This window comes from Salinigranum salinum (genome assembly GCF_009176545.1).
Taxonomy (GTDB): domain Archaea; phylum Halobacteriota; class Halobacteria; order Halobacteriales; family Haloferacaceae; genus Salinigranum; species Salinigranum salinum.
Genome location: NZ_VTOJ01000001.1, coordinates 310,179 through 332,050 on the forward strand (window position 1 = coordinate 310,179; position 21,872 = coordinate 332,050).

Sequence of the window (21,872 nt, forward strand, 5' to 3'; positions counted from 1 at the left end):
CCGTGGTTCGTTCACTGGTCCCGGAACTGTTTTACCCGGTCCTCGGCCAAGGGAAGGACAATGAGCGAACTCGAAGAGGAGTACCGCCTCGACTACTTCGAGGAGGAGGGCTTCTACCGGAAACAGTGCCCGGTGACGGGTGTCTGGTTCTGGACCCGCGACCCCGACCGCGAGACGTGCGGGGAGCCGCCGGCGGACGACTACTCGTTCATCGACAACCCGGGGTTCGACGAGGAGTACACGCTGGAGGAGATGCGCGAGGTGTTCCTCTCCTTCTTCGAAGAACGGGGCCACGAACGCATCGACCCGTACCCCGTGGCGGCCAACCGCTGGCGTGACGACGTCCTCCTGACGCAGGCGTCGATCTACGACTTCCAGCCGCTGGTGACGTCGGGGCAGACACCACCGCCCGCCAACCCCCTCACGATCAGCCAGCCCTGCATCCGGATGCAGGACATCGACAACGTGGGCAAGACCGGGCGGCACACGATGGCGTTCGAGATGATGGCCCACCACGCGTTCAACACGCGCGAGGAGGCCGCCGACGACTACGCCTACGAGGGCGAGGTGTACTGGAAGAACGAGACGGTCCAGTACTGCGACGAGTTCTTCGAGTCGCTGGGGGCGAACCTCGAGGAGATCACCTACATCGAAGATCCGTGGGTCGGCGGCGGCAACGCCGGCCCCGCCATCGAGGTCCTCTATCGAGGCGCGGAGCTCGCCACGCTCGTCTTCATGTCGATGGAGCAGGACCCCGACGGCGAGTACGAGATGAAAGACGGCAACCGGTACTCGAAGATGGACACGTACATCGTCGACACCGGCTACGGCCTCGAACGCTGGACGTGGGTGTCGCAGGGCACTCCCACCGTGTACGAGGCGGTCTACCCCGAGATGATCGAGTTCCTCAAGGAGAACGCCGGGATCTCGCTCACCGCCGAAGAGGAGGAACTCGTCCACCGCGCCGCCAAACTGTCGGGGTATCTGGACATCGACGAGATCGACGACCTCCGGGGGGCCCGTGCCGACGTGGCCGACGAACTCGGCGTCGACGCCGACGAACTCACTGCGCTGTTGAAACCGCTCGAGGAGGTGTACGCCATCGCCGACCACTGCCGCGCGCTCGCCTACATGTTCGGCGACGGCATCGTCCCCTCGAACGTCGGGACGGGCTACCTCGCGCGGATGGTGCTCCGCCGGACGAAACGCCTGGTCGATTCGGTGGGCGTGGACGCCCCGCTCGACGAACTGGTCGACATGCAGGCCGAGCGGCTCGGCTACCGGAACCGCGACACGATCCGCGACATCGTCCGCACCGAGGAGCGCAAGTACCGGGAGACGCTCGAACGTGGCTCCCGGAAGGTGCAGCAGCTGGCCGACGAGTACGCCGGGAGCGACGAACCGATCCCGACGGCGGCACTGATCGAACTGTACGACTCCCACGGCATCCAGCCCGACATGGTACGGGAGATCGCCGAGGAACGCGGCGCGTCGGTCGCGGTCCCCGACGACTTCTACTCGCTCGTCGCCGAGCGCCACGAGGGTGCCGGCGACGCCGAGGCTGCCACGGGGCACGACGACCGCGTCGCGAACCTCCCCGAGACGGAGAAGCTCTACTACGAGGACCAGGATCGGACCGAGTTCGAGGCGGTCGTCCTCGACGTGTTCGAGCGCGAGTCGGGCTACGACGTCGTGCTCGACCAGACGATGTTCTACCCCGAGGGCGGCGGGCAGCCCGCGGACCACGGGACGCTCTCGACCGACGACGTCACCGTCGAGGTCGAGGACGTCCAGGTCCACGACGGCGTCGTACTCCACCGAACCGACGAGGACCCGGGCAAGGGCGAGTTCGTCCGTGGCCAGCTCGACGTCGACCGCCGTCGCCGGCTGATGCGCCACCACACTGCGACGCACGTCGTCGGCTTCGCCGCCCGGCAGGTGCTGGGCGAACACGTCCGGCAGGCCGGCGCCCAGAAGGGGACACGCCGCGCCCGGCTCGACGTCCGCCACTACGAGCGCATCACACGCGAGGAGGTCAAGGAGATCGAGCAGGTGGCGAACGACATCGTGATCCGGAACCTGAAGGTGAAACAGGAGTGGCCCGACCGTCACGAGGCCGAGGAGAAACACGGGTTCGACCTCTACCAGGGGGGGATCCCACCGGGGAAGAACATCCGGCTCATCCACGTCGGCGACGACGTGCAGGCCTGCGGCGGCACGCACGTGAACCGCACGGGCGACATCGGTGCGATCAAGATCCTGACCACCGAGCCGGTCCAGGACGGCGTCGAACGCCTCGTCTTCGCGGCCGGCGACGCCGCCATCGAGGCGACCCAGCGGACGGAGGACGCCCTCTACGAGGCCGCCGACGTGCTCGATGTCTCCCCGCCGGACGTCCCCGACACGGCCGAACGGTTCTTCGAGGAGTGGAAGGCTCGCGGCAAGACGATCGACCGGCTGAAGCGCGAACTCGCCGAGGCGCGCGCCGCCGCCGGGAGCGAGGAGATCGACATCGGCGGGACTCCGGTCGTGGTCCAGCGGCTCGACGGCGACGCCGACGAACTCCGTGCGACCGCCAACGCCCTCGTCGACGAGGGGAAAGTCGCCGTGCTCGGCTCTTCCGCCGGAGGAAGCGCCCAGTTCGTCGTCGGCGTCCCCGACAGCGTGGGCGTCAACGCCGGCGAGGTCGTCGGCGAACTCGCCGCGAAGGTCGGTGGTGGTGGCGGCGGGCCGCCGGACTTCGCGCAGGGCGGCGGTCCCGACGTGGACAGCCTCGACGACGCCCTCGACGACGCGCCGGACGTCCTCAAGAAGGTCCTCGACGCCTGAACGGTCCCGTCCACGGACTCGACGGCTTTCGGACGCGAGCGAACTGATATCACTCTTCAGGCCGACTATATGTAGTATCGGGTATATATCTCAGGAGGAGATATCAAATGAGTAATCTGACTGAGATCGGCTCGACCTCGCGACGGACGTTCCTTCGAAACGGTGTCCTGATCACGGGCACCCTGGCCATCGGGATTCCCACACTGTCGGGAACAGCGGTTGCGAAGCCGCCCCGCAGCCCGGGATCCGTCCCGGTGTTCCCGTCAGATATCGACGGCGACGACGCCGTGTTCTACCGCGTCGCACAGGACGGAGCCGCCGCCGACGAGTTCGTCAAGGGACCGGACAAGGCCCCCTTCGGATCGGGGAGCGTCGAGTTCACGACGACCGGTCCCGCCGATCGCCTGTTCTTCTACAACTACGACTGGGGAACGTTCGACGTCGGAGCCGGCACCGAGTCGAACGAGGGAGTCGCGCTCGCGGACGTCACGGAACTCGAGTACAGCACGTACACGAACGACGACACGCTGGTCCCGGCGCTGAAGATGGAGATCGATCCCGACGGCCCGGACGCGTCGGGCGTCGACGACTACGCGACGCTCAACTTCGAGCCGTACTACAACAACGATGTCACGCCCGACGAGTGGCAGACGTGGGACGTCCTCACGGCGGACGCGGGCCTGTGGCTCACTGGCGTCTCGGGCGAGGGCAGCATCTCGGACCCGGTGACCTGGGACCGCCTCCTCGAACTCTACCCGGACGCGACCATCCGCTTCGGGTTCGGTGTCGGCGTCGGCTCCGGGTGGGACGCTCCGTCGTTCGCCGGCAACGTCGACGACCTGCGGATCGGTGTCGACGGCAAGACGACCCGCTACAACTTCGAGGCGCGCGGCAACAGCGGGAAGTAGCCACTCCACGCGATACACCCGCCAGACGGGTCGATAGTGGCGGACCGGCCGTCGGCACCGGTTCGGGCCGGCGCTTCTCGCCGCCGGTCGACTCCTCGATTCCACTCACTGCACCGGGTCACCCCGTCGGTTCCCCGTACACGACGCCGAACACGTCACCGCTCACGAGGCCGGCCCGCCGTCGAGCCGAGCACGTCGCCGTTCGAACTCCTCGTCGTCGACCTCCCCGCGCGCGTACCGTCGTCGGAGGACGTCGAGTGCGCCGTCGTCGTCGTCACCACCGCCGTCGCCGGCACGCACGTGGCGCAGGAGGACCACCGCGGCGGCGACGACAGCGACGAGGAGCGCCAGGATCAGGAGCCACCACAGGAGACCGAGGCCGGTGCCGCCAGTGCCCCAGGGCATCATCCCGGCACCGGACCAGCCGCTCGGACCCATCGGTCCCTGTGGACCCATCGGACCGTGCGGTCCCCGGTGAGGCCCCCACTGCAGCAGAAGTTCGGGTAGATGTGTCATCGTATCACCTCTATCTCACGTATCGGTGGCATCCGTCGTAAACACTGAAACCGATTCCAAGCGGCTGAGAAACGGGTCGCTCATCGACCACCGCCGACACGCCGTCCCGCTGGTCGTCCCTCTCGGACCGTCTTCGTCCGCTCGGATCGTTCTCGCCGCCCGAGCAGTCGCTCTCACCGTCCGGACTGGGCGCTTGTCACACCCCCGACACGCCGTCACACATAAGTCGGCTCCAGTCCGTACCTTGTCCTCGAGGAGCCAGTCCAGCGCATGGTCGGAGAGACGGAGGAACTCACGGAGACGATTCCGAAGACGTGCCCTCGGTGTGGGTGCGAAGCGCTCGCCGTCGTCCACGACACGGGGAAGGCCGCGGCCGTCTACGAGGTCCACGGAACGTACTGCACCGTCGACGGGAACGAGGTCGACACGGCGCTCGTGCGCGACCGACTGTTCTACGTCCACGACTGAGCCTTCTACGTCCACGACTGACCCGCCCACCGGCCGCCGTCGACCGGAACCGAGAGGGGTATCGAGCGCGTCCGACCGGATATGCCCTTCGCGACGAACGGCGACGTCTCCCTCTACTACGAGTCGACGGGGACGGCCGCGGACACGGTGGTCTTCGTCGGCGACATCGGCTTCGGAGCCTGGCAGTGGGCGTGGCAACACCGCGCCGTCGCCGGCCCCTTCCGGACCGTGGTATTCGACCACCGCGGCGTGGGCCGATCCGACGCGGTCGACGGCCCGTGCTCCGTCGCGGCACTCGCGGACGACGTCGCGGCAGTTCTCGCCGCGGCCGACGTCTCTCGCGCGCATCTGGTCGGTGCGGGCCTCGGCGGTCTCGTCGCCCTCGCGCTCACACACGAGTCGGGCCGCGTCCGGAGCCTGACGCTCCTCGGGAGCGGCCTCGGGGAGGCGGACCCGATGGCGGGATTCGCACCCCGCGACGATGCGACGGCGCTCCGAACCTCGACCGAACGGCTCCTCTCGGCGGCGTTCCGCGACGAACAGCCCGAGGTGGTCGAGCAGGTCGTCGCGTGGCGGGGCGACGAGGACGCGCCCCGCCACGTCTGGGAGGCACACACGGCCGCCGTCGACGGCTTCGACCCCCCGCCGCCGTACGAGGTGACGACGCCGGCGCTCGTCGTCCACGGCGGACGCGACGACCAGTGGCCCGTCGAGGGTGCGCGCGCCCTCGCCGCCGACCTCCCGCGCGGGGCGTTCCTCGCGCTCGACGGCGCGGCCCACCTCGTCGGCGTCGAACGCTCGCGGATCGTCAACGACCGGCTCATCGGTCTCGTCGAGTCGGCGTCGGGCGAGTCGTGATCGGCGTCGGACGAGTCGTGATCGGCGTCGGACGAGTCGTGATCGGCGTCGGACGAGTCGTGATCGGCGTCGCCACGACCGAGTTCTCGTGACGAGCCGCGACCGAGAGCGCGGCAAAGTCTCGTCGGAGCACAACGTCTTTGTGACTCCCTCTCTTTCAGAGAGGTGATAGATGGATAGAACCCGTTTCGCACTGCTGGACGCCTCTCACGGCTCGCTGCACACCCCCCGGAACTTCCGACGCGAACTGGACGCCAGCCTCGCGGAGTTCGACGTCACCCAGGGTGAGCTCCCGGAGACGTTCGACTACGACGGCGTCGTCATCACCGGGTCGCGCGCGTCGGTCTACTGGGACGAGCCGTGGATCCGCTCGCTCGTCGACTGGACTGCCGACGCCGCCGCCCGGGGCCTCCCGACGCTGGGCGTCTGTTACGGCCACCAGGTGCTCGCGGAGGCGCTGGGCGGCCGCGTCGCCGCCCTGGGCGAGTACGAGATCGGCTACCGGACGGTCGAGCAGACGCGCACGGACGCCGACCTCTTCGGGGGTGTGCCCGAGGCGTTCACCGCGTTCACGACGCACTCCGACCACGTCGTGGATCTGCCACCGGGGGCGACCCTGCTCGCGGAGAACGAGTACGGCGTCCACGCCTTCAGGAAGGGTCACGCGTTCGGCGTACAGTTCCACCCCGAGTACGACCCCGAGACCGCCGCGACGGTCACCCGCGGGAAGGACGATCAGCTCTCCGACGAGCGCATCCAGCGCGTGCTCGACGGGATCACCGACGAGCAGTACGCGGCGGCGTGCGAGACGAAACGGCTGTTCGGCAACTTCGTCGACTACGCGCGGCGCGTCCGCGACGGTCCGGCGGCGGCGGCCGACTGACGCTCGTCCCCGGTAGCGGCAACGCTTGCGAAGGCTTTTGACGCGGCACTTCTCACTCCCTCCATGCTCGACTTCGTGGGCCTCGAGGACGATCTCGACGAGGAGGAGCGGATGATTCGCGACACGGCTCGCCGGTTCGTCGACGAACAGGTGCGCCCGGACATCGGCGACCACTTCGAGGCGGGGACGTTCCCCCTGGAGCTCATCCCCGAGATGGGCGAACTCGGTTTCTTCGCGCCCAACCTGGAGGGGTACGGCCTCCCGGGCGTGAGCGAGACGGCGTACGGCCTCCTGATGCAGGAACTCGAAGCCGGCGACTCCGGCGTGCGCTCGGCGGCGAGCGTCCAGGGCGCGCTCGTGATGTACCCGATCCACGCGTTCGGCTCCGACGAGCAGAAAGAGCGGTGGCTTCCGGATCTGGGCAGAGGCGAGGCGGTCGGCTGTTTCGGTCTCACGGAGCCCGAGCACGGCTCCGACCCGGCGAGCATGGAGACCCGCGCGGAACGCGACGGCGACGGCTACCGGCTGCAGGGGTCGAAGACGTGGATCACGAACTCGCCGATCGCCGACGTCGCCGTCGTGTGGGCCCGCGACACGTCTTCGGAGGGCAAGCCCGTCCGTGGCTTCCTCGTCGAGACCGACCGCGACGGCGTCACGACCAACGAGATCAAAGAGAAGCTCTCGATGCGCGCCTCCGTGACGGGCGAGATCGGGCTCTCGAACGTCTGGGTCCCCGAAGAGGACGTCCTCCCGGGCGTCGAGGGGATGAAAGGACCGCTGTCGTGTCTGACACAAGCCCGCTACGGCATCGCCTGGGGCGTGGTCGGCGCGGCCCGCGACTGCTTCGAGACCGCCCGCGAATACGCGCTCGACCGCGAGCAGTTCGGCGGCCCGATCGCCCGGTTCCAGCTCCAGCAGGAGAAGCTCGCCGACATGGCCACCGAGATCACGACCGCACAACTGCTCGCTCACCGCCTGAGTGAGCTGAAAGAACGGGGCGACCTCACCCCACAGCAGGTGTCGATGGCCAAGCGGAACAACGTCGCGATGACCCGCGACGTCTCGCGAACGGCGCGGGAGATGCTCGGCGGCAACGGCATCACCACCGACTACTCGCCGATGCGTCACCTGGCGAACATCGAGACGGTGTACACGTACGAGGGAACCCACGACATCCACTCGCTGATCGTCGGTCAGGAACTCACCGGGATTCCAGCCTTCGAGTGACTGGGGTCGCTCGTCCGGTGGACTCGCGGTGAGGAACACCGGGATTCCGGCCTTCGTGTCGTGATGACCCGCCCCGCGCGGTTTCGGCCGTCCCGCCCTGCGGACGTCCGAACGGCTCCCTGTGACCCAGTACGTGACCAACAGCGTGACTCGGCTCTGTTCTCAGTTCCGCTCCGTGTGCGTTCGTGCCGTCAACCCATTCGTCTCACTGTCACGTTTCGGTCACGAGATCGGTGGACGAAGGCGGCGCAACCCCCCGATACCGAAACATAATTATGTCAGATGTCCGTAGGAGTAGCCGAGGAACTGCGTCGTTACTCCCCTCTCCCCCCCACGCCGTGGTTCCTCCCTTTTGTGCACCGGACGTCGTGGACGGAGAGCGCCGCAGCGGCGCGAGTCGGCCCCAGCGCAAGTGGCCCCAGCGCGTATCCCTCGCGCGGCGAACACGCTCCGACGGTGGGGTCAGTCGTCGCTCGACAGCGCCGGCCGTCGACACCGACTAGGTAGTCACGAAGGCTTCCGGGTCGGGAGTTCGGCGGCCTCTCACACGTGGGACGAACCAGCGGGGCCATCGACCCGGCGTGGGGGCGCATCCGGAGTGAGCCGTCGGACCGCGCGGACTCACCCGATTCGGGCCGCCAGCCGTCGCCTGGATCGCGGGACGACGTCCTACAACGCGTACACCAGTCGCTCGCCGACCTCCAGCCCGTTTCGGAGCGCGGCGTGGAGCCGCGCCTCGCCGGCGACCCAGTCGCCGACGCAGTAGATACCGGCCTCCCGTGCGCGCTGGAGCGGCCCGGCGACCGCGCCCGTCTCCGCGAGCGCGTACCGCCACCCCTGGTGGTCGGTCCAGTCGGGATCGGTGAGCCGTTCGTCGTTCATTATCGCTGCTGTCGCCTCGGCGAGCGCGGCCACGTTCTCGTCGGCGGGGTCGTCGTAGCGGTCGACGGCCCACTCGTGGTTCGACTGGACGACGAGGAGGCTCTCGCCGTCGGGCACGTGGCCCGGCTTGCACTCCTCGCGGGAGATCCAGCCGACGTCGTGTTCCTTGTCCGTGTTGACGAGGGCGTAGTAGGGGCGGTCAATCTCGAACGGGTAGTGGAGGACGGCCGTCCAGACGGTGCGGTAGTCGACGCCCGCGACCGCCTCCACGAGGGTGTCGCGGCGGTCGTCGTCCCACGCGGCCGAGCGGAGCAACTCGGCCGTCTGCGGCGCCGGGGGGTTCAAGACGACCGCGTCGAACGGTCCCCACGTCTCCCCGTCCGTGTCCGTCAGGTGCCACGTTCCGTCTTCGCCCCCGGTCCCTGGCGGGTCGCGGGCGAGGTGGTCGACGCGGGTGCGGCGGTGGACCGTCGCGTCGGTCGCGCCGAACAGCCGCTTCGCCACCTGCGTCAGCCCCGACTCGTAGCTCCACTTGTGTTCGTCGGCGTCGCGTCCCGGCGAGACGGCTCCTTCGCGGTCGAACGTGTACACCGGCTCGGTCACGTCGACGAGGCCGTCGGTGCCGAGCACCTCGTGGACGAGGTCGTTCACCCGTTCGTCGTCGGACTTCAGATAGTTCGCGCCGTAGTCGTACGTCACCTCGCCGTGTCGTCGGGTGGCCGCCCGGCCGCAGACGCCGCCGGACTTCTCCAGCACGGTCACCGTCGCTCCCGGGAGCGCCCCGTCGAGCACGTACGTGAGCGCCGCCGCGGCCGCCCCGGCCCCGACGACTGCGACTCGTGTCACGGCCGGAAGTCGGGAATCCAACGGTGTGAAGTCTCCGGCCGCGACTCGCGGCAGTCGCGGTCGTCACCAGCCACGGGGGATCACGCTCCCACATCGACGACAGCGCCACCCGTCGTCCACCCGGTCGAAGGCGACGCCTCGCTGGGGGATTCCACACTCGAACCACTCGTGACCACAGCGTGGGCAGGCGCGCAACGGGCGTCGCTCGGCCCGCGGCAGCACCGGGTGGTCGTCCCGATCCGTCTCGCACGCGTCCGGTCGTACTGCCATCGCTCGTCGGTACGGGACGGTGCCGGAACGGTGTGGGGGCGTGATGGTGCGGTGTTTCAAGTGCGCTCGGGCTCGCGGGACGCCCCTCACGGGGCGAGGAACTCGTCGACGAGTTTCGCCTGGGCGTTCGCGAGGTGTTCGGCGAACGTCGAGTCGGCGATATCCAGCGCCGCCGCGACCTCGCTCGCGTTCGCGCCGCCGCGGTACTCGAAGTAGCCGTGTTCGTACGCCACCCGGAGCACCTCGCGCTGCCTCGGCGTCAGCCGTCCGCCGTCGACGACGGTCGCACCCGGTTCCCCGCCGTCCCCCGGCGTCTCGGTGACGCTGCGGACGAGACAGCGGACCTCGACCCGTTCACCCAGCGCGTCGAGTTCGGCCACGACCTCGCGGAGTCGCTCGACGTCCGCGAGGTGGAGCGTGAGCACCAGCGTCCCGTCGACAGCGTGGACGTCGGCGATGGGACAGCCGGGCCGTTCGACCGCCTCGCAGACGCACGCACCGTCGGCCGCGTCGACGTCCTCGTCGCCGGTCCCCGGTGAGTCGCGGGTGAACTGATAGACGCGTTCGTCTCCGAGCGTCATCACCGGATCGGCCTCCGCGAGCGCCCCAGAGTCGGCGGTCGTGACGGTCTCGTCGACGCGGATCTCCTCGACGACCCGTCCGCCGGCCCCCCGCGTCCACGTCACGTCCCTGATCGGTGGCGTCTCCGGATCCACGCTCTCCGCCGCGTCGGCGGCCGAGAGCGCGGCGACCGGACACTCCGCCGGTGCGTGAACCGCCAGCGTCGCGCGCACGCCCTCGCTCATCGGGCTCACCTTGGCCTTCCACGGCAAGTCTCCTGTGGTTCCGGGCGCGTCTCCGGCCACCGGGACGCTCGTCTCGCTTCGATCGGTCGTCACCGCGCTCTCGGGCGTCTCGTGGTCGCTTCCGCCTGTGGACGATCCGCGCCGCGACCGATGTCGCTCTCCACCGAGACGTTCACAAGACTGCTTCGGTCGTGTGCACGCTCCCCGTCAGCCGCGAACAAGCATTTACCCTCGAAGCCCCTCCGTAGAAGTGGAGGCATCCCCATGACCACCCCAACCCACAACCGCCCTGCGTCGTTCGATCTCTCCCGCGAGGAGGCGTGGGTGCTCCACACTGCCCTCACCTCGGCCCTCGACCGGGCGCTCGACGCCGGCGAGACGCCCCGCTACGCCCGCGCGCTCGTCCTCCAGCTCGAATCGGGCGAGACGGAGTTCGACCTCACCGCCCGTCGGTTCGTCGCGGACGCCCTCGCGACCTACCTCGAGGACGTCCCGGACCGCGACGCGGCGATCGCCGCGCGACTCCTCGATCGGCTTCGCGACACGCTCTGACCCGTCCCGTCCGTGCCCTCTCCCGTGTCACTCCTCGTCGCGCCAGTAGTCGACGGTCGCGTCCCTCGGGAAGTAGCCGTCGACGACGCGGTCCTCGGAGTCGCCCCCCGGCGGTGAGCCCGCGTAGACGCCGATCTTCCCGGAGTCGGGGTAGACCGTGACGTCGGGGTCGCGCATCGTCGACACCACGAGGAACCGGAGCGGCTCGTCGCCGTCGTTCTCGACGCGGTGGGCGCTCTCGGGCCCCGCCGGGAGCGCCACGTAGTCACCGGCGCGGAGCGGGTGACGTTCGTCGGCTGTATCCCTCTCTCCGTCGCCGACGCGAAGCGTCCCCTCGCCCGAGACGACGTAGATGGCCTCCTCGTTGCCCGTGTGGTAGTGGTACGGCCACGACTTCCCGCCTGAAGGGAGCTCGTAGAGGCTCGCCCCGAGCCGTTCCCCACCGGCAGCGTCGGCGAGGCGTTTCCGGCGGAAGTGGGTCGGTCCACGCTCGGTTTCGGTCCACTCCAGTGACGACTCGTTGACTGGTCCCATGGTCGACCGTGCTCGGTGGTGACGTATAGAGTCACCGGCGGTTCGACACTCGTCCCCTCACCCTCTCGTGACTGTCTCCGCCGTCCGGAACTCCCCGCACCTGCCGCCGTCCGTAGCTTCATGTCGTCTCGGGACGACTTCCCGGATATGTCCGAAGAGGTCACTCGCCTCCTGCGCAAGGCGTACCAGGACGAACACGAGACCGTGATGAACTACATGACCAACGCGATCGTCCTCGACGGCGTCCGCGCCGAGGAGATCAAGGAGTCGCTCCAGACCGACATCCAGGAGGAACTCGGCCACGCCGAACAGCTGGGCCAGCGGCTGAAGCAGCTCGACGAACGACCGCCCGCCTCGGGCGAGTTCGAGGCGCACCAGCACTCGCTGCAGCCCCCCGAGGACTCGACGGACGTCCTCTCCGTGATCGACGGCGTGCTCGACGCCGAGGAGGACGCCATCGCCACCTACCGCGCGCTCATCGACGCCGCGGAGGAGGCGAACGACCCCGTGACGGAGGATCTGGCGGTGACGATCCTCGCCGACGAGGAGGCCCACCGGACGGAGTTCCGCGGCTTCAAGAAGGAGTACCAGCGCGACTGAGCGGCCGTCACGACCCGCGTTCTCGGGGACGTCGTCTCCTCACCCCTGTCGAAGGACGACGTTCTCCACCGCTGATCGTTTCGGTCGTCTCAACTGTCTGTAATGTAAACGAGAATATGTAATTATTTGTTGCCTGCAGGATGACATTACACTGCCATGCAGGCAGTGGTACTCGAGGAGTTCAAGGAACCGCTGGAAGTACAGGACGTCGACCGCCCCGAACCGGAACCCGACGGGGCGGTCGCCGAAGTGATCGGCTGTGGCGTCTGCCGCTCTGACTGGCACTGCTGGCAGGGTGACTGGGACTGGTTCGGCTACCGGCCCGACCCGCCGCACATCCTGGGCCACGAACCGACCGGTCGCGTCGTCGCCGTCGGGGAGGAGGTCGAGCACGTCGAGGAGGGCCAGGAGATCGCCATCCCGTTCAACTTCGCCTGCGGCACCTGCGACCTCTGTCGCAACGGACGCGAGAACATCTGTGAGAACCACGTCGGGCTCGGCTTCATGAACCGGGCGCCCGGCGCGTTCGCCGAGGAGGTCCACATCCCCAACGCGGACATCAACGCCGTGCCCCTGCCCGACAGCATCGACGCCGGGGCCGCCGCCGGCTGTGGCTGTCGGTTCATGACCTCCTTCCACGCGATGGCTCACCGCGCGCCCGTCACCGCCGGCGACGACGTCGTCATCCACGGCTGTGGGGGTATCGGGCTCTCCGCGGTCCACATCGCGAACGCGCTCGGCGGCAACGTCATCGGCGTCGATCTGATGGACGAGAAACTCGAGAAGGCCGAGGAACTCGGCGCGGTCGCGACGGTCAACGCCCGCGAGGTCGACGACCCCGCCAAGGAGGTGCGCGACATCACGAACGGCGGGGCGGACGTCTCCGCCGACGCGCTCGGCATCGCGGTGACGTGTCAGAACGCGGTGAACAGCCTGAAGAAGGGCGGCACGCACGTCCAGATCGGCCTGACGACGAGCGAGGAGAAGGGGATGGTGTCGCTGCCGACCGACGAGTTCGTCGCCAAGGAGATCGACTTCAAGGGGTCGCTCGGTCTCCAGCCGTCGCGGTACAGCGAGATGCTCGACATGATCGAGTCCAGCAAGCTCGACCCGACGGCGCTCGTGGAGGACACCATCGACATCCACCAGGTGCCCGACGAACTCGCGGCCATGAGCGACTACGACACGATCGGCATCCCGGTCTGCACCGACTTCTCGGGCTGAGCGGCCGCACCCCCCCGGCTCTCGCGCCGTCGTGAGTCGCTCGCTGTCGGGTCGATTCCCGACCGCTCCCCACGTACGATAGCGCGGAGGGACAAGACTGATGCCGCTGTTGTCGCCACTGCCACCCGTGCCCTCCCGACGGACGGTCGTGTCTAGCGCTGCCGCCGCGGGCGTCACCTCGCTCGCGGGCTGTCTCGACGACGTCCGCCGCGTCGGCGGCCTCGACGCCGTCGGTGATACGACCGTCGAGTCGTGGTCCCCGCAGGCTGGAACGTGGCCGCTCGACCGCTACGACCTCGCTGGCACCGCGCACGACCCACACGCCTCGCCACCCGACGACCCGCGGATCGCGTGGGCAGAGACGGTGGCACCGGACCCGGTGTCGACGCTCGTCGTGAGCGACGACTCGGTCGCCGCCGCCGGTTCCGATCGGGTCGCGCTAGTCTCGACCGACGGGGCGATCCGGTGGCAGCAGTCGATCGGTGGCGAGGCAGGGGCGTGGTACGACGGCGTCCTCTACCTCGCCGGAACGGGTCGCGTAGCCGCGCTCACCGCCGACGGGAGCGCCGCGTGGGGAGCGCCGACGTCGCTCGACGGCGACGGTCGCGGGTACGGTGTCGTCCCGACCGCCGACGGCGTCTACGCGGGGGTACACGGTCGCGCGGTCGCCCTCGACCGCGACTCGGGGGCGCTGCGGTGGACACGATCGTTCCCGAACGGCTTCGGGCGGAACGGCGTCTGCGTCGCCGACGGCCGCGTGTTCCACGCCGGGACGAGTGGCCTCGCCGCGTACGCGTCCCGGCCCGTCGACGCGGCGACCCGACACCTCGGCCCCCGCGTGGTCTGGTCTACGACCAGCGCGGTCCCCTCGTTCCCGTCGAGTCCGACGGTCGCCGGGGAGACGCTCTCCGTCACCGAATCCGGATCCGACCCCGGGGGACGCGTGTACGCTTTCTCGACCGCCGACGGCTCGCTCCAGTGGCGGACCGAGCCGCTCGGTCGGTACGGGGAGGCGCCGGCTATCGCGGGCGACCACGGGTTCGTGGGCGTGGCACGTGGCGGGGACGCGGAGATCGGCTCCGTCGTCGCACTCGTGCTCGACGACGGTGCTGTCGCGTGGCGACACGACTTCCCCGCCGAGTCGTGGGTTGGCGACGTCGTCGTCGGGGGCGACGTGGTCCTCGCCGCAGCGAGAACGTCCACCGGCTCCGACGGCCAGCGCGGCCGCGTCGTGGCACTCGACCCCCTGGCTGGAGAGACACGGTGGACCGTCGACTTCGACGCCCCCGTGGGATCTCTCGCAGCCGTCGACGATCGGGTGTACGTCGGCGGCGACGGGTTCGTCGCGGCACTCGCACCCCCCTGAGTCGCCGACTCAGGCCACGTCCCGTTCGTCGGTATGGTCGGACGTCCCACCACCGCCCTCGTCGTCGCTCTCGGCGGTGTCAGCCGTCCCACCACCGCCCTCGTCGTCGCTCTCGGCGGTGTCAGCCGTCCCACCATCGCTCCCGTCGTCGCTCTCGTCGTCGCTCTCGGCCTCGTCCGTTCCCGTCGGCTCGCCCGACGTCTCGACCGTCGCTGGGGTGAACGCCGCCGGCGTCGGTACCGGAACGAGTCGCGCGGAGACCTTCGCCGTCGTATCGATCGTGCCGTAGTACCGTCGCTGGTGGTGGGCCTCGCTCGTGTCGACGCGGAGCCGTGACTTCCGCGTCTCGTCTTCCGTCTCGGTCTCGCTGACGCCGAAGGAGAGGTCGAACTCCACGTCGACGGTCGCCTCGCTGAACTGGTAGCGCGTCGGCGTGAGCCCGAGGTCGAGCAGCGACCGTTCCTCCGTCTCCGCCGGCGTGTGAGTGACGGTTCCGTCGTCCTCGATGGTCCGTGTGACCCGCGGCACGACGTCGACCTTCGTCTCGGCGAACTCGACCATCGACGCCGCCAGGTTCCGGTCGAGTTCGGACTGCGCGCTGGCGACGCTCGCCGCCGTCCCGTAGATGAGGTCGCGGAAGTCGATCTCGTCCATCCGACGGACGAGTTCGCGGCCGGCGTCGCCGTCGTCGTCCCCGCCGTTCTCTCCGGTCGACATCAGTTACTCACGGCCCGTGACCGGCCGTGACCGGCGTTTCTGGCTCACGAGTCGTTCCCATCGTCCTGTTCCTCGCCGGCGGGTGTCGGATTGGTGGGGTTGCCGTCCTCGTCCGTCGTCGTTCGCTGGTCGTCGGTGTACACCTCCGGTTCGATGCGCTCCGGCGGCGGCACCGGGACGAGTTTCGTCACGAGGTGGCTGGTCCCGTTGACCTCCTTGCCGAACTTGCGGTTGTGCTCGACGTCCGTCCTGATGCTGGCGCTGTACAGCCCCCACCCGGCCTTCGCCTCGGCACCGACTTTGACACTGGTGTCGGTCTGTGACGTCGTCTTGATGTCCATCTTCACGTCGATCGTCGCCTCGCTGAACTGGTAGAACGTCGGCATCAGCCCCATCTGGAGCGGGCTCATCTCCGCGGTGTACGACGCGTACGTGACCCCGTCGTCCGTGATCGTCCGCTGGATCGCCGTGATCACCTCGACGTCGTCGGCGTCGTTCAGCGCCTTCAGCGTCTCGATCGAGTTGTCGTCGAGCGCGCGCTGTGCGTCCGCGATACCCAGTCCGAGTTTGGCGACCATCGACGGCAACGGGACGTCGAGAAGCTCTTGTCCGACTGACATTATTTGTTACCTCGCTGTCTGTATGTCAGGTGTACACATATCTGTTTGTATGACATACGAGAAGATACGTATTTTCGAAGTATCATGTGTCCGGGGATCGCGCTCGGCGATCGGGTGCGACGGACGGGTCGGTCACTGCCGGCGGTCGGTCTCGTCTCGGTCGGTCTCGTCGCGGACGGTGACCGTCGGCGTCGGCAGTCGCGCCGGATCGACCGACACGCCCCCCACGTGGTCGACCATCGGGTGCGTGCGGAGCGACTGGGCGGTCTCGTACGCCGTCGCGACGACGACGAACCCGCCCGGAGCGTCGAGCTGGACGTACTCCGGCCCGCCGATGGCCGTCGCCACGGTCCGTCGGAACGCCGCGTGGTCGACCGACGGGTGACGGCGTACGAAGAAGAGGCCGACCTCGCCGGCTCCGAGCGAGACGTCGACGGTCGCGCCGAACCGGTCGGCGAACTCCATCTACGACTCCTCCTCGCCGTCGACGATGATCACCACGCTCGACCCTCTCGGGGCGACGGCGAACGCCCGTGGCCACTGTTCGACGACCGTCCCGTCGTCGTCGCCGTCACTGTGGACGCCGAACCCTTCCTCGCGGAGTTCCGTCTCGGCCTCGTCGGCCGACAGTCCGAGCACGTTCGGCACCTCGACGGGTGGACCGCTCGGCGGTTCCGCCGTCTCGGTCGTTCCTTCCGGAGCCCCGGTCGGTGGTGTCCCCGTCTGAAGCACCCCGCCGCCCGGTGTCAACGAATCCGGTCGCCCGCGGTGACGGAGCCGTCCACGCCGGCCGACGCTGAACGAGACAGTACTCAGTCGGTCGGCGTCGATCTCCTCGTCCGGGTCGACGAGCCGGAGGTCCAGCCCGTCCTGCGTCCCTCCACCCGAGACGTCCGCGCGGAGCGTGACGTCGAGGTCGCCGACGACGACGTTGCTCCCCGCGAGGTCGTCGTTGGCCTGCTGGAACGACCGGCCGACGCTCGCGAGCAACGCGTCGAACGCGAACTGCCGTCGTTTGAACGCCTCGTTCTCCGAACTGAGCTCCTGCCTCTTCGAGTCCAGTTCGTCGACCCGACGCTGGAGTCGCTCGACCTCGTCTTCTAGCTCGCTCTTGTCGCGTTCGGCCTGCTTGAGCTGTCGTCTGAGCGACTGGATCCGCTCGTCCCGCCCGGGGAACAGCCGGGAGAACCACCCGCCGCCACCGCGGTCGTCGGCACTCTCGTCGTCCTCACCGCCGTCGGTCCGTGGCCCCGTTCGGTGGCCGAGCGAGTCGTGGCTGCTCATTCAGTCCCCGTGTTCTGCGCTCTGGTGTCTCCGTCGGTCGCGTCTCTCCGCGTGGTGGCCGGCGGCGTGACGGGGACGATGCGGAAGTGGATCCGGCTCGATCCACCCATCTCCCGCTCGGAGAACGTCGATCCGGACGGGGCTGCCGGGGTGGCGACCAGGCCGTACCGGGCGGTCGACTGCGAGACGTTCCCCCGCTCTTCGGCGATCCGTCGTGCCCGATCCGATGCCTGATTCGTGAGGTCCTCCCGTTCCTCGAGCGTGTGGAACTGTAGCTGCAGGTCGACCTCGACCTCCGCGAAACGGTACCACGGGGTCTCCCAGTCCAGTAGTCCGTCGTCACCCTCCCGCCGATACACCTTGTGCAACTCCTCGTCGAGGTCCTGTTGACCCTGCGCGACCGCCAGGCCCACGTCACGAATGACGTCCCCGAGCGGGCGCGTGATCCGTTCCACGTCGTCCCCGTCGCTGTTCGGCATGTCAACTGAATTCAACGTGATCGGAGATAACCCTACCGTCGGTGTGTTTTGGATCGATTAGGGACTCGTGAGATCCGCGTGCGGGTTCCACGCCACCTCCCACAGGTGACCGTCGGGGTCGGCGACGTAGCCCGAGTAGCCGCCCCAGTCGGTCTCTCGCGCCGGCTGGGTCAGATCGCCGCCGGCCGCGACGAGTTCGTCGAGGACCGCATCGACGTCCTCGGGGGAGGCGACGTTGTGCGCGAGCGTGACGCCGTCGAACCGAGCAGGGGAGGGATCGACACCGGCGTCGGCGGCGAGCGCCTCCCGTGGGAAGACGGAGAGCCACGCGCCGTCGAGTTCGAAGAAGGCGGCGTCGCCCCAGCGTTCGACGGGGAAGCCCAGTGCCCGATAGAACGCGACCGCGCGGTCGACGTCGGCGACGCCGAGGGTGACGAGGCTGATGCGGGGGTCCATGGAGTCGGGACGCCTCTCGTGAACAAACCCGTTGCGCCGCGACCGTTCACGCCTCGTCGGCGAGGTCGACAATCCACGTCTCCACGGAAACCGTCACCCGCACCTCGGCCGGGATCGCACCCACGTTCTCGCAGAGGACGACCCACTCGCCCGCCGGGATCTGACTCACGGTCCGACGTCGCTCGTCGTCGAGCCACGTCGCGAACGCGTGTTCGTCGCTCTCGGGGACCGGTTCGCCGGCCGCGTACGCCTCGTACCCCGCCGGAGTGAGCGTGGTACACCGGGCGTCACCCGCACGCTCTTCGAGGTCGAGCCACCCCCGCCGGTCGTGGTCGAGCGCGAACCGCCACGCGGCGTGGTCGTCGACCGGAACGGTGGCCGTCGCGTCGACCGGGCGGCGAACCCGGGGCTCGACCACGCCCGCGTTACAGCCCGCGAGTGCGCCGGCTCCGGCGACGAGACACGCGAGAACGGAACGACGACCGAGGGGAGCCGACACGGGAAATCCGGCAGAGGGAGAGGGCATCGAACGACGGTACGAGACGGACGAGGAAGAGCCTTCTCGGAGCGTCAGTCCGCCGCCGTCGGCGACGTCCCCGCCGTCTCGGTTCTCGCACCGGCGTCGAGCGCCTCCACCACGAGTTCGCTCACGTCGACGATCTCGAGGTCGTCCTCGAAGCCGCCGGTCTTGCGGCCGTCCTCGTACATGGTCGCACACATCGGGCAGGCGACGACGAACTGTTCCGGCATCCGAGTGGTGTCCTCCGTGGCCTCTCTGAGGCGCTCCTCGCTGGGTTTGGTGTGCTCGTCGTGGTCCAGCCAGAGGCCGCCGCCGCCGCCGCCACAGCAGAACGAGTCGTCGCGGTTGCGCGGCATCTCCACCAGGTCCGCGCCGGTCGCCTCGACGACCGCGCGCGGCGTCTCGAACACTTGGTTGTACCGACCGAGGTGACACGGATCGTGGTAGGTGACCGTTCTGTCCACGCTCCCGAGATCGAGTCGGCCCTCCTCGACGAGCGTCTCCAGCACCTGCGTGTAGTGGAAGACGGGGTAGTCGAAGTCGACGTCCATCTCCTCGACCATCTCCGGATACTCGTTCACGAACGTGTTGTATGAGTGGGGGTCGGTGCAGACGATCTTCTCGAAGTCACACTCCGCCATGAGGGAGGCGTTCTCCTCGACCAGCATCTCGTACAGCCCCTCCTCGCCGACACGACGGACGTCGTTTCCGTCGTTGCCCTCGTCCTCGTAGAGGATGCCGTAGGAGACGCCGGCCTCGTCGAAGATCCGGGCGAGCGCGCGCGCCACCCGCTGGTTGCGCTCGTCGAACGAGGGGTAGTCACCGACGTACCAGAGGAACTCCACCGACTCCTCGCGGGCGTCGGGCACCTCGAACTCCAGCTTCTCGGTCCAGTCCGCGCGCGTCCGCTGGGGGTCGCCGAAGGAGTTGCTGTTCTGGAAGATGTTCATCATCGCCTCTTGGACCTGTTCGGGCTGCTGGCCCGTCTCGGTGAGCCGGCGGTTCATCTCCGTGAAGTGCGTCAGGTGCTCGATGTCGACGGGGCAGGCGTCCATGCAGGCCATACAGGCCATACACGACTCCATCGACTCCGCGGCGATCACCGGCGACCCGCCGTCCGCGACGATGTCGACCTCGTCGCCGCCGGCGTCCACCGACTCGCGGTACGTCTTCAGGTCGAGGATCACGTCGCGCGGGTCGAGGTTCCGCCCCGACGCTTTCGCCGGACACGCGGACGAACACCGTCCGCACTTGGTACAGGCGTCCATGTCGAGCAGCTGCCGCCACGAGAAGTCCTCCGAGGAGGTGTAGCCGATCTCGTCGGGCGCGAGATCCGCGGGCACCTTCGGGAGCCGGCGGCCCGACTTCTCGTCGTAGGTGACGATGTTGGCGAACGACGAGAGCATGTGGAACGGCTTCGCGTACGGGATGGCCGCGACGAACACGAGCGCGAGGATCGCGTGCGACCACCACGACCACGTGTACAGCGCCTCCGCGAGGCCCGCCGACATGCCGGCGGCGTCGAAGACGAGCGCGACGAAGTAGCCGACGAACGACACCGTCTCGAACGACGGGAAGCCGGTGCCGACGATGCGAAGCCCCTCCGTGACGTAGCCGCCCACCCCGAGGAGAAAGAGCGTCCAGACGAAGGCGTCGTCCTCGAAGCCGGTGTGTTTGCCCCACAGTCGCTCCTCTCTGACCTGGTACCGCCGGTAGAGCGCCATCCCGACGCCGACGACGAACAGCAGTCCCATCGCGTCCATGATCAGCGAGTACGAGAGGTAGAAGTCGCCGACGAAGAACGAGGTGCCCGTGAGCCGGCGGTAGATGTCGATGTCGATGGCGAGGATCGTCGTGCCGATGAGTAGCGTGAGAAACCCCCAGACGATGAACGCGTGCATCACGCCCGCGTAGCGGTCGCGGTCGAACTGTGCCTCGTTCGAGACGAGCATCCTGGTCGCGCGTCGCAGCCGTCCGGCGAGGTCGTCGAGGCGGTCGAAGGGGTCGTCGGTGCCGCGGGCGTAGCGGGCGAACCGCTCGTAGACGCCGTAGCCGAAGACGAGCACCGCGACCGCCGCGAGGAAGTAGAAGACGGCCTCGCCGACCGGACCGATGGTCCAGAACGTCTCGCGCGTCACTGTCTGGAGTAGCATACCTACTCTCCCGGTTGGCGTCTTGTTAATCGTTGTGCCGTCTCATGCGCCGGTTTTTTCAACCCGTGCGGCGGTTCGCCGGCGACGCACTCACAGCAGCGCCGTCAGCGCCAGGAGCACGGAGACGACCAGCACGGGGTAGTCGTGCCGCGAGAACGACAGCGGGGGGAGCGTCGGGTTCCACGAGAAACAGCGCGCCCGGAGCGCCAGCGCCAGCCTGTCCGACCGGAGGAACACCCGCCGGAGGCCGGTGACGCCGACGAGCCTGATCCGCTCGGCGAGCGACCGCTCCGTCCCGAGGCGGGCCGCCATCGCCCCTCTGATGGTGGCGAGATCGCGGCGCATCAGGGGTAAAAAGCGGAGCACGAAGCCGACGCCGGCCCCGAGCAGGACGCCGACACGACCCGGCAGGAGGTGCTGGATGGCCGCCCGCGACTCCCTGACGGGCGTGGTCCGGATGTACGCCGTCGACACCAGCAGGAGCAACACCACGCGGTAGGAGGCGAGCGCGGGCCCGACCGCGTCCTCGACGACGAACCACGGCGCGCCGAGCGTCAGCCCCTCGACGACCGGGGCGGCGACGATGAAGGGCAGGAAGGCGCGGTACGACCGGAGGCTCTCGACGACGGGCGTCGCCGCCAGCGAGAGGAACAGCAGGGTCACGACAGAGAGCGCGACCAGTCCACCCGGTGTCGTGTGGGCGACCGCGGCGACCGCGAACCCCGCCTGGATGGCGAGTTTGGTTCGGGGATCGAGGCGGTGGGCGAGCGACTCGCCCGCGACGTACGAGAGCGTCACGGATCGGTTCCGGCTCCTTCCTCTCCCTCGTTTCCGCCGTTTCGCCCTTCGACACCCCCACGGTCGCCCGCGCGGC

General features: G+C 68.8%; 23 protein-coding genes. 10 read left to right on the forward strand and 13 right to left on the reverse strand.

The genetic code is table 11. The features are described 5' to 3' along the window. Positions 1–60 precede the first annotated feature (60 nt). Complete coding sequence (gene alaS / locus FZP69_RS01445) at positions 61–2,829, forward strand: alanine--tRNA ligase (protein ID WP_152039617.1); 2,769 nt, start codon at positions 61–63, stop codon at positions 2,827–2,829. A 107-nt stretch (positions 2,830–2,936) separates the two neighbouring features. Next, positions 2,937–3,737, forward strand: coding sequence for a hypothetical protein (locus FZP69_RS01450; RefSeq protein WP_152039618.1), 801 nt, complete (start codon positions 2,937–2,939; stop codon positions 3,735–3,737). Positions 3,738–3,899: 162 nt separating this feature from the next. Here FZP69_RS01450 and FZP69_RS01455 read toward each other — a convergent pair whose 3' ends face one another. Then, entirely contained in the window at positions 3,900–4,253 is a 354-nt protein-coding gene (locus FZP69_RS01455; protein ID WP_152039619.1) for an SHOCT domain-containing protein, read from the reverse strand. A gap of 270 nt (positions 4,254–4,523) precedes the next feature. On the opposite strand from FZP69_RS01455, the gene FZP69_RS01460 reads away from it, so the two are divergent. From FZP69_RS01460 to FZP69_RS01475, 4 genes are all read left to right on the forward strand, one after another. Next, positions 4,524–4,721 carry a hypothetical protein gene (locus FZP69_RS01460; protein ID WP_152039620.1) on the forward strand — a complete coding sequence of 66 codons (198 nt, stop codon included), beginning with the start codon at positions 4,524–4,526 and terminating at the stop codon, positions 4,719–4,721. An 81-nt stretch (positions 4,722–4,802) separates the two neighbouring features. After that, positions 4,803–5,579 carry an alpha/beta fold hydrolase gene (locus tag FZP69_RS01465; RefSeq protein WP_152039621.1) on the forward strand — a complete coding sequence of 259 codons (777 nt, stop codon included), beginning with the start codon at positions 4,803–4,805 and terminating at the stop codon, positions 5,577–5,579. Positions 5,580–5,751: 172 nt separating this feature from the next. Beyond that, complete coding sequence (locus FZP69_RS01470; RefSeq protein WP_152039622.1) at positions 5,752–6,462, forward strand: type 1 glutamine amidotransferase; 711 nt, start codon at positions 5,752–5,754, stop codon at positions 6,460–6,462. Positions 6,463–6,525: 63 nt separating this feature from the next. Further along, positions 6,526–7,689: an acyl-CoA dehydrogenase family protein gene (locus FZP69_RS01475; protein WP_152039623.1), complete on the forward strand. Its 1,164-nt coding sequence runs from the start codon at positions 6,526–6,528 to the stop codon at positions 7,687–7,689. Between the two features lie 669 nt (positions 7,690–8,358). On the opposite strand, the gene FZP69_RS01480 is transcribed toward FZP69_RS01475, so the two are convergent. Both FZP69_RS01480 and FZP69_RS01485 read right to left on the reverse strand, forming a co-directional pair. After that, the gene (locus tag FZP69_RS01480) at positions 8,359–9,417 is read right to left on the reverse strand and encodes an NAD(P)/FAD-dependent oxidoreductase (RefSeq protein ID WP_152039624.1); all 1,059 of its coding nucleotides are present in this window, start codon (positions 9,415–9,417) and stop codon (positions 8,359–8,361) included. Positions 9,418–9,773: 356 nt separating this feature from the next. After that, positions 9,774–10,493 (reverse strand): helix-turn-helix domain-containing protein, encoded by a 720-nt coding sequence (locus FZP69_RS01485; RefSeq protein WP_152039625.1) that lies wholly within the window; start codon positions 10,491–10,493, stop codon positions 9,774–9,776. Positions 10,494–10,757: 264 nt separating this feature from the next. Here FZP69_RS01485 and FZP69_RS01490 point away from each other — a divergent pair, with 264 nt between their 5' ends. Beyond that, on the forward strand, positions 10,758–11,045 hold the full coding sequence (locus FZP69_RS01490) for a DUF7853 family protein (RefSeq protein ID WP_152039626.1): 288 nt from the start codon (positions 10,758–10,760) through the stop codon (positions 11,043–11,045). Between the two features lie 27 nt (positions 11,046–11,072). Here FZP69_RS01490 and FZP69_RS01495 read toward each other — a convergent pair whose 3' ends face one another. Continuing rightward, positions 11,073–11,579, reverse strand: coding sequence for a cupin domain-containing protein (locus FZP69_RS01495; protein WP_152039627.1), 507 nt, complete (start codon positions 11,577–11,579; stop codon positions 11,073–11,075). Positions 11,580–11,726: 147 nt separating this feature from the next. Here FZP69_RS01495 and FZP69_RS01500 point away from each other — a divergent pair, with 147 nt between their 5' ends. The 3 genes from FZP69_RS01500 to FZP69_RS01510 all read left to right on the forward strand — a co-directional run bounded on the left by FZP69_RS01500 (position 11,727) and on the right by FZP69_RS01510 (position 14,769). Beyond that, entirely contained in the window at positions 11,727–12,179 is a 453-nt protein-coding gene (locus FZP69_RS01500) for a ferritin-like domain-containing protein (protein ID WP_152039628.1), read from the forward strand. Between the two features lie 156 nt (positions 12,180–12,335). Continuing rightward, a complete protein-coding gene (locus tag FZP69_RS01505; protein ID WP_152039629.1) occupies positions 12,336–13,403 on the forward strand; it encodes a zinc-dependent alcohol dehydrogenase family protein in 1,068 nt (355 codons plus the stop codon). Positions 13,404–13,530: 127 nt separating this feature from the next. Further along, on the forward strand, positions 13,531–14,769 hold the full coding sequence (locus FZP69_RS01510) for an outer membrane protein assembly factor BamB family protein (RefSeq protein WP_192918416.1): 1,239 nt from the start codon (positions 13,531–13,533) through the stop codon (positions 14,767–14,769). A gap of 9 nt (positions 14,770–14,778) precedes the next feature. On the opposite strand, the gene FZP69_RS01515 is transcribed toward FZP69_RS01510, so the two are convergent. From FZP69_RS01515 to FZP69_RS01555, 9 genes are all read right to left on the reverse strand, one after another. Next, positions 14,779–15,486, reverse strand: coding sequence for a hypothetical protein (locus FZP69_RS01515; RefSeq protein ID WP_152039631.1), 708 nt, complete (start codon positions 15,484–15,486; stop codon positions 14,779–14,781). A gap of 44 nt (positions 15,487–15,530) precedes the next feature. After that, positions 15,531–16,106: a hypothetical protein gene (locus FZP69_RS01520; protein ID WP_152039632.1), complete on the reverse strand. Its 576-nt coding sequence runs from the start codon at positions 16,104–16,106 to the stop codon at positions 15,531–15,533. A gap of 132 nt (positions 16,107–16,238) precedes the next feature. Further along, entirely contained in the window at positions 16,239–16,571 is a 333-nt protein-coding gene (locus tag FZP69_RS01525) for a hypothetical protein (protein WP_152039633.1), read from the reverse strand. Beyond that, a complete protein-coding gene (locus FZP69_RS01530) occupies positions 16,572–17,390 on the reverse strand; it encodes a PASTA domain-containing protein (protein ID WP_152039634.1) in 819 nt (272 codons plus the stop codon). Then, a complete protein-coding gene (locus FZP69_RS01535) occupies positions 17,387–17,869 on the reverse strand; it encodes a hypothetical protein (protein WP_152039635.1) in 483 nt (160 codons plus the stop codon). The genes FZP69_RS01530 and FZP69_RS01535 overlap by 4 nt, the downstream gene beginning before the upstream one ends. Before the next feature lie 57 nt (positions 17,870–17,926). Next, on the reverse strand, positions 17,927–18,325 hold the full coding sequence (locus FZP69_RS01540) for a VOC family protein (protein ID WP_152039636.1): 399 nt from the start codon (positions 18,323–18,325) through the stop codon (positions 17,927–17,929). A 46-nt stretch (positions 18,326–18,371) separates the two neighbouring features. Beyond that, on the reverse strand, positions 18,372–18,851 hold the full coding sequence (locus FZP69_RS01545; RefSeq protein ID WP_152039637.1) for a hypothetical protein: 480 nt from the start codon (positions 18,849–18,851) through the stop codon (positions 18,372–18,374). A gap of 44 nt (positions 18,852–18,895) precedes the next feature. Then, positions 18,896–20,998 carry a heterodisulfide reductase-related iron-sulfur binding cluster gene (locus tag FZP69_RS01550; RefSeq protein ID WP_152039638.1) on the reverse strand — a complete coding sequence of 701 codons (2,103 nt, stop codon included), beginning with the start codon at positions 20,996–20,998 and terminating at the stop codon, positions 18,896–18,898. A 90-nt stretch (positions 20,999–21,088) separates the two neighbouring features. After that, entirely contained in the window at positions 21,089–21,796 is a 708-nt protein-coding gene (locus FZP69_RS01555) for an energy-coupling factor transporter transmembrane component T family protein (protein WP_152039639.1), read from the reverse strand. Positions 21,797–21,872 lie beyond the last annotated feature (76 nt).

Coding starts and splice junctions, on each gene's coding strand:
- FZP69_RS01485 (WP_152039625.1), bottom strand. CDS start 10,493: ATGAGCGAGGGCGTGCGCGCGACGCTGGCGGTTCACGCACCGGCGGAG.
- FZP69_RS01530 (WP_152039634.1), bottom strand. CDS start 17,390: ATGAGCAGCCACGACTCGCTCGGCCACCGAACGGGGCCACGGACCGAC.
- FZP69_RS01545 (WP_152039637.1), bottom strand. CDS start 18,851: ATGCCCTCTCCCTCTGCCGGATTTCCCGTGTCGGCTCCCCTCGGTCGT.
- FZP69_RS01550 (WP_152039638.1), bottom strand. CDS start 20,998: ATGCTACTCCAGACAGTGACGCGCGAGACGTTCTGGACCATCGGTCCG.
- alaS (WP_152039617.1), top strand. CDS start 61: ATGAGCGAACTCGAAGAGGAGTACCGCCTCGACTACTTCGAGGAGGAG.
- FZP69_RS01540 (WP_152039636.1), bottom strand. CDS start 18,325: ATGGACCCCCGCATCAGCCTCGTCACCCTCGGCGTCGCCGACGTCGAC.
- FZP69_RS01490 (WP_152039626.1), top strand. CDS start 10,758: ATGACCACCCCAACCCACAACCGCCCTGCGTCGTTCGATCTCTCCCGC.
- FZP69_RS01500 (WP_152039628.1), top strand. CDS start 11,727: ATGTCCGAAGAGGTCACTCGCCTCCTGCGCAAGGCGTACCAGGACGAA.
- FZP69_RS01450 (WP_152039618.1), top strand. CDS start 2,937: ATGAGTAATCTGACTGAGATCGGCTCGACCTCGCGACGGACGTTCCTT.
- FZP69_RS01505 (WP_152039629.1), top strand. CDS start 12,336: ATGCAGGCAGTGGTACTCGAGGAGTTCAAGGAACCGCTGGAAGTACAG.
- FZP69_RS01495 (WP_152039627.1), bottom strand. CDS start 11,579: ATGGGACCAGTCAACGAGTCGTCACTGGAGTGGACCGAAACCGAGCGT.
- FZP69_RS01515 (WP_152039631.1), bottom strand. CDS start 15,486: ATGTCGACCGGAGAGAACGGCGGGGACGACGACGGCGACGCCGGCCGC.
- FZP69_RS01520 (WP_152039632.1), bottom strand. CDS start 16,106: ATGTCAGTCGGACAAGAGCTTCTCGACGTCCCGTTGCCGTCGATGGTC.
- FZP69_RS01525 (WP_152039633.1), bottom strand. CDS start 16,571: ATGGAGTTCGCCGACCGGTTCGGCGCGACCGTCGACGTCTCGCTCGGA.
- FZP69_RS01475 (WP_152039623.1), top strand. CDS start 6,526: ATGCTCGACTTCGTGGGCCTCGAGGACGATCTCGACGAGGAGGAGCGG.
- FZP69_RS01460 (WP_152039620.1), top strand. CDS start 4,524: ATGGTCGGAGAGACGGAGGAACTCACGGAGACGATTCCGAAGACGTGC.
- FZP69_RS01535 (WP_152039635.1), bottom strand. CDS start 17,869: ATGCCGAACAGCGACGGGGACGACGTGGAACGGATCACGCGCCCGCTC.
- FZP69_RS01455 (WP_152039619.1), bottom strand. CDS start 4,253: ATGACACATCTACCCGAACTTCTGCTGCAGTGGGGGCCTCACCGGGGA.
- FZP69_RS01465 (WP_152039621.1), top strand. CDS start 4,803: ATGCCCTTCGCGACGAACGGCGACGTCTCCCTCTACTACGAGTCGACG.
- FZP69_RS01470 (WP_152039622.1), top strand. CDS start 5,752: ATGGATAGAACCCGTTTCGCACTGCTGGACGCCTCTCACGGCTCGCTG.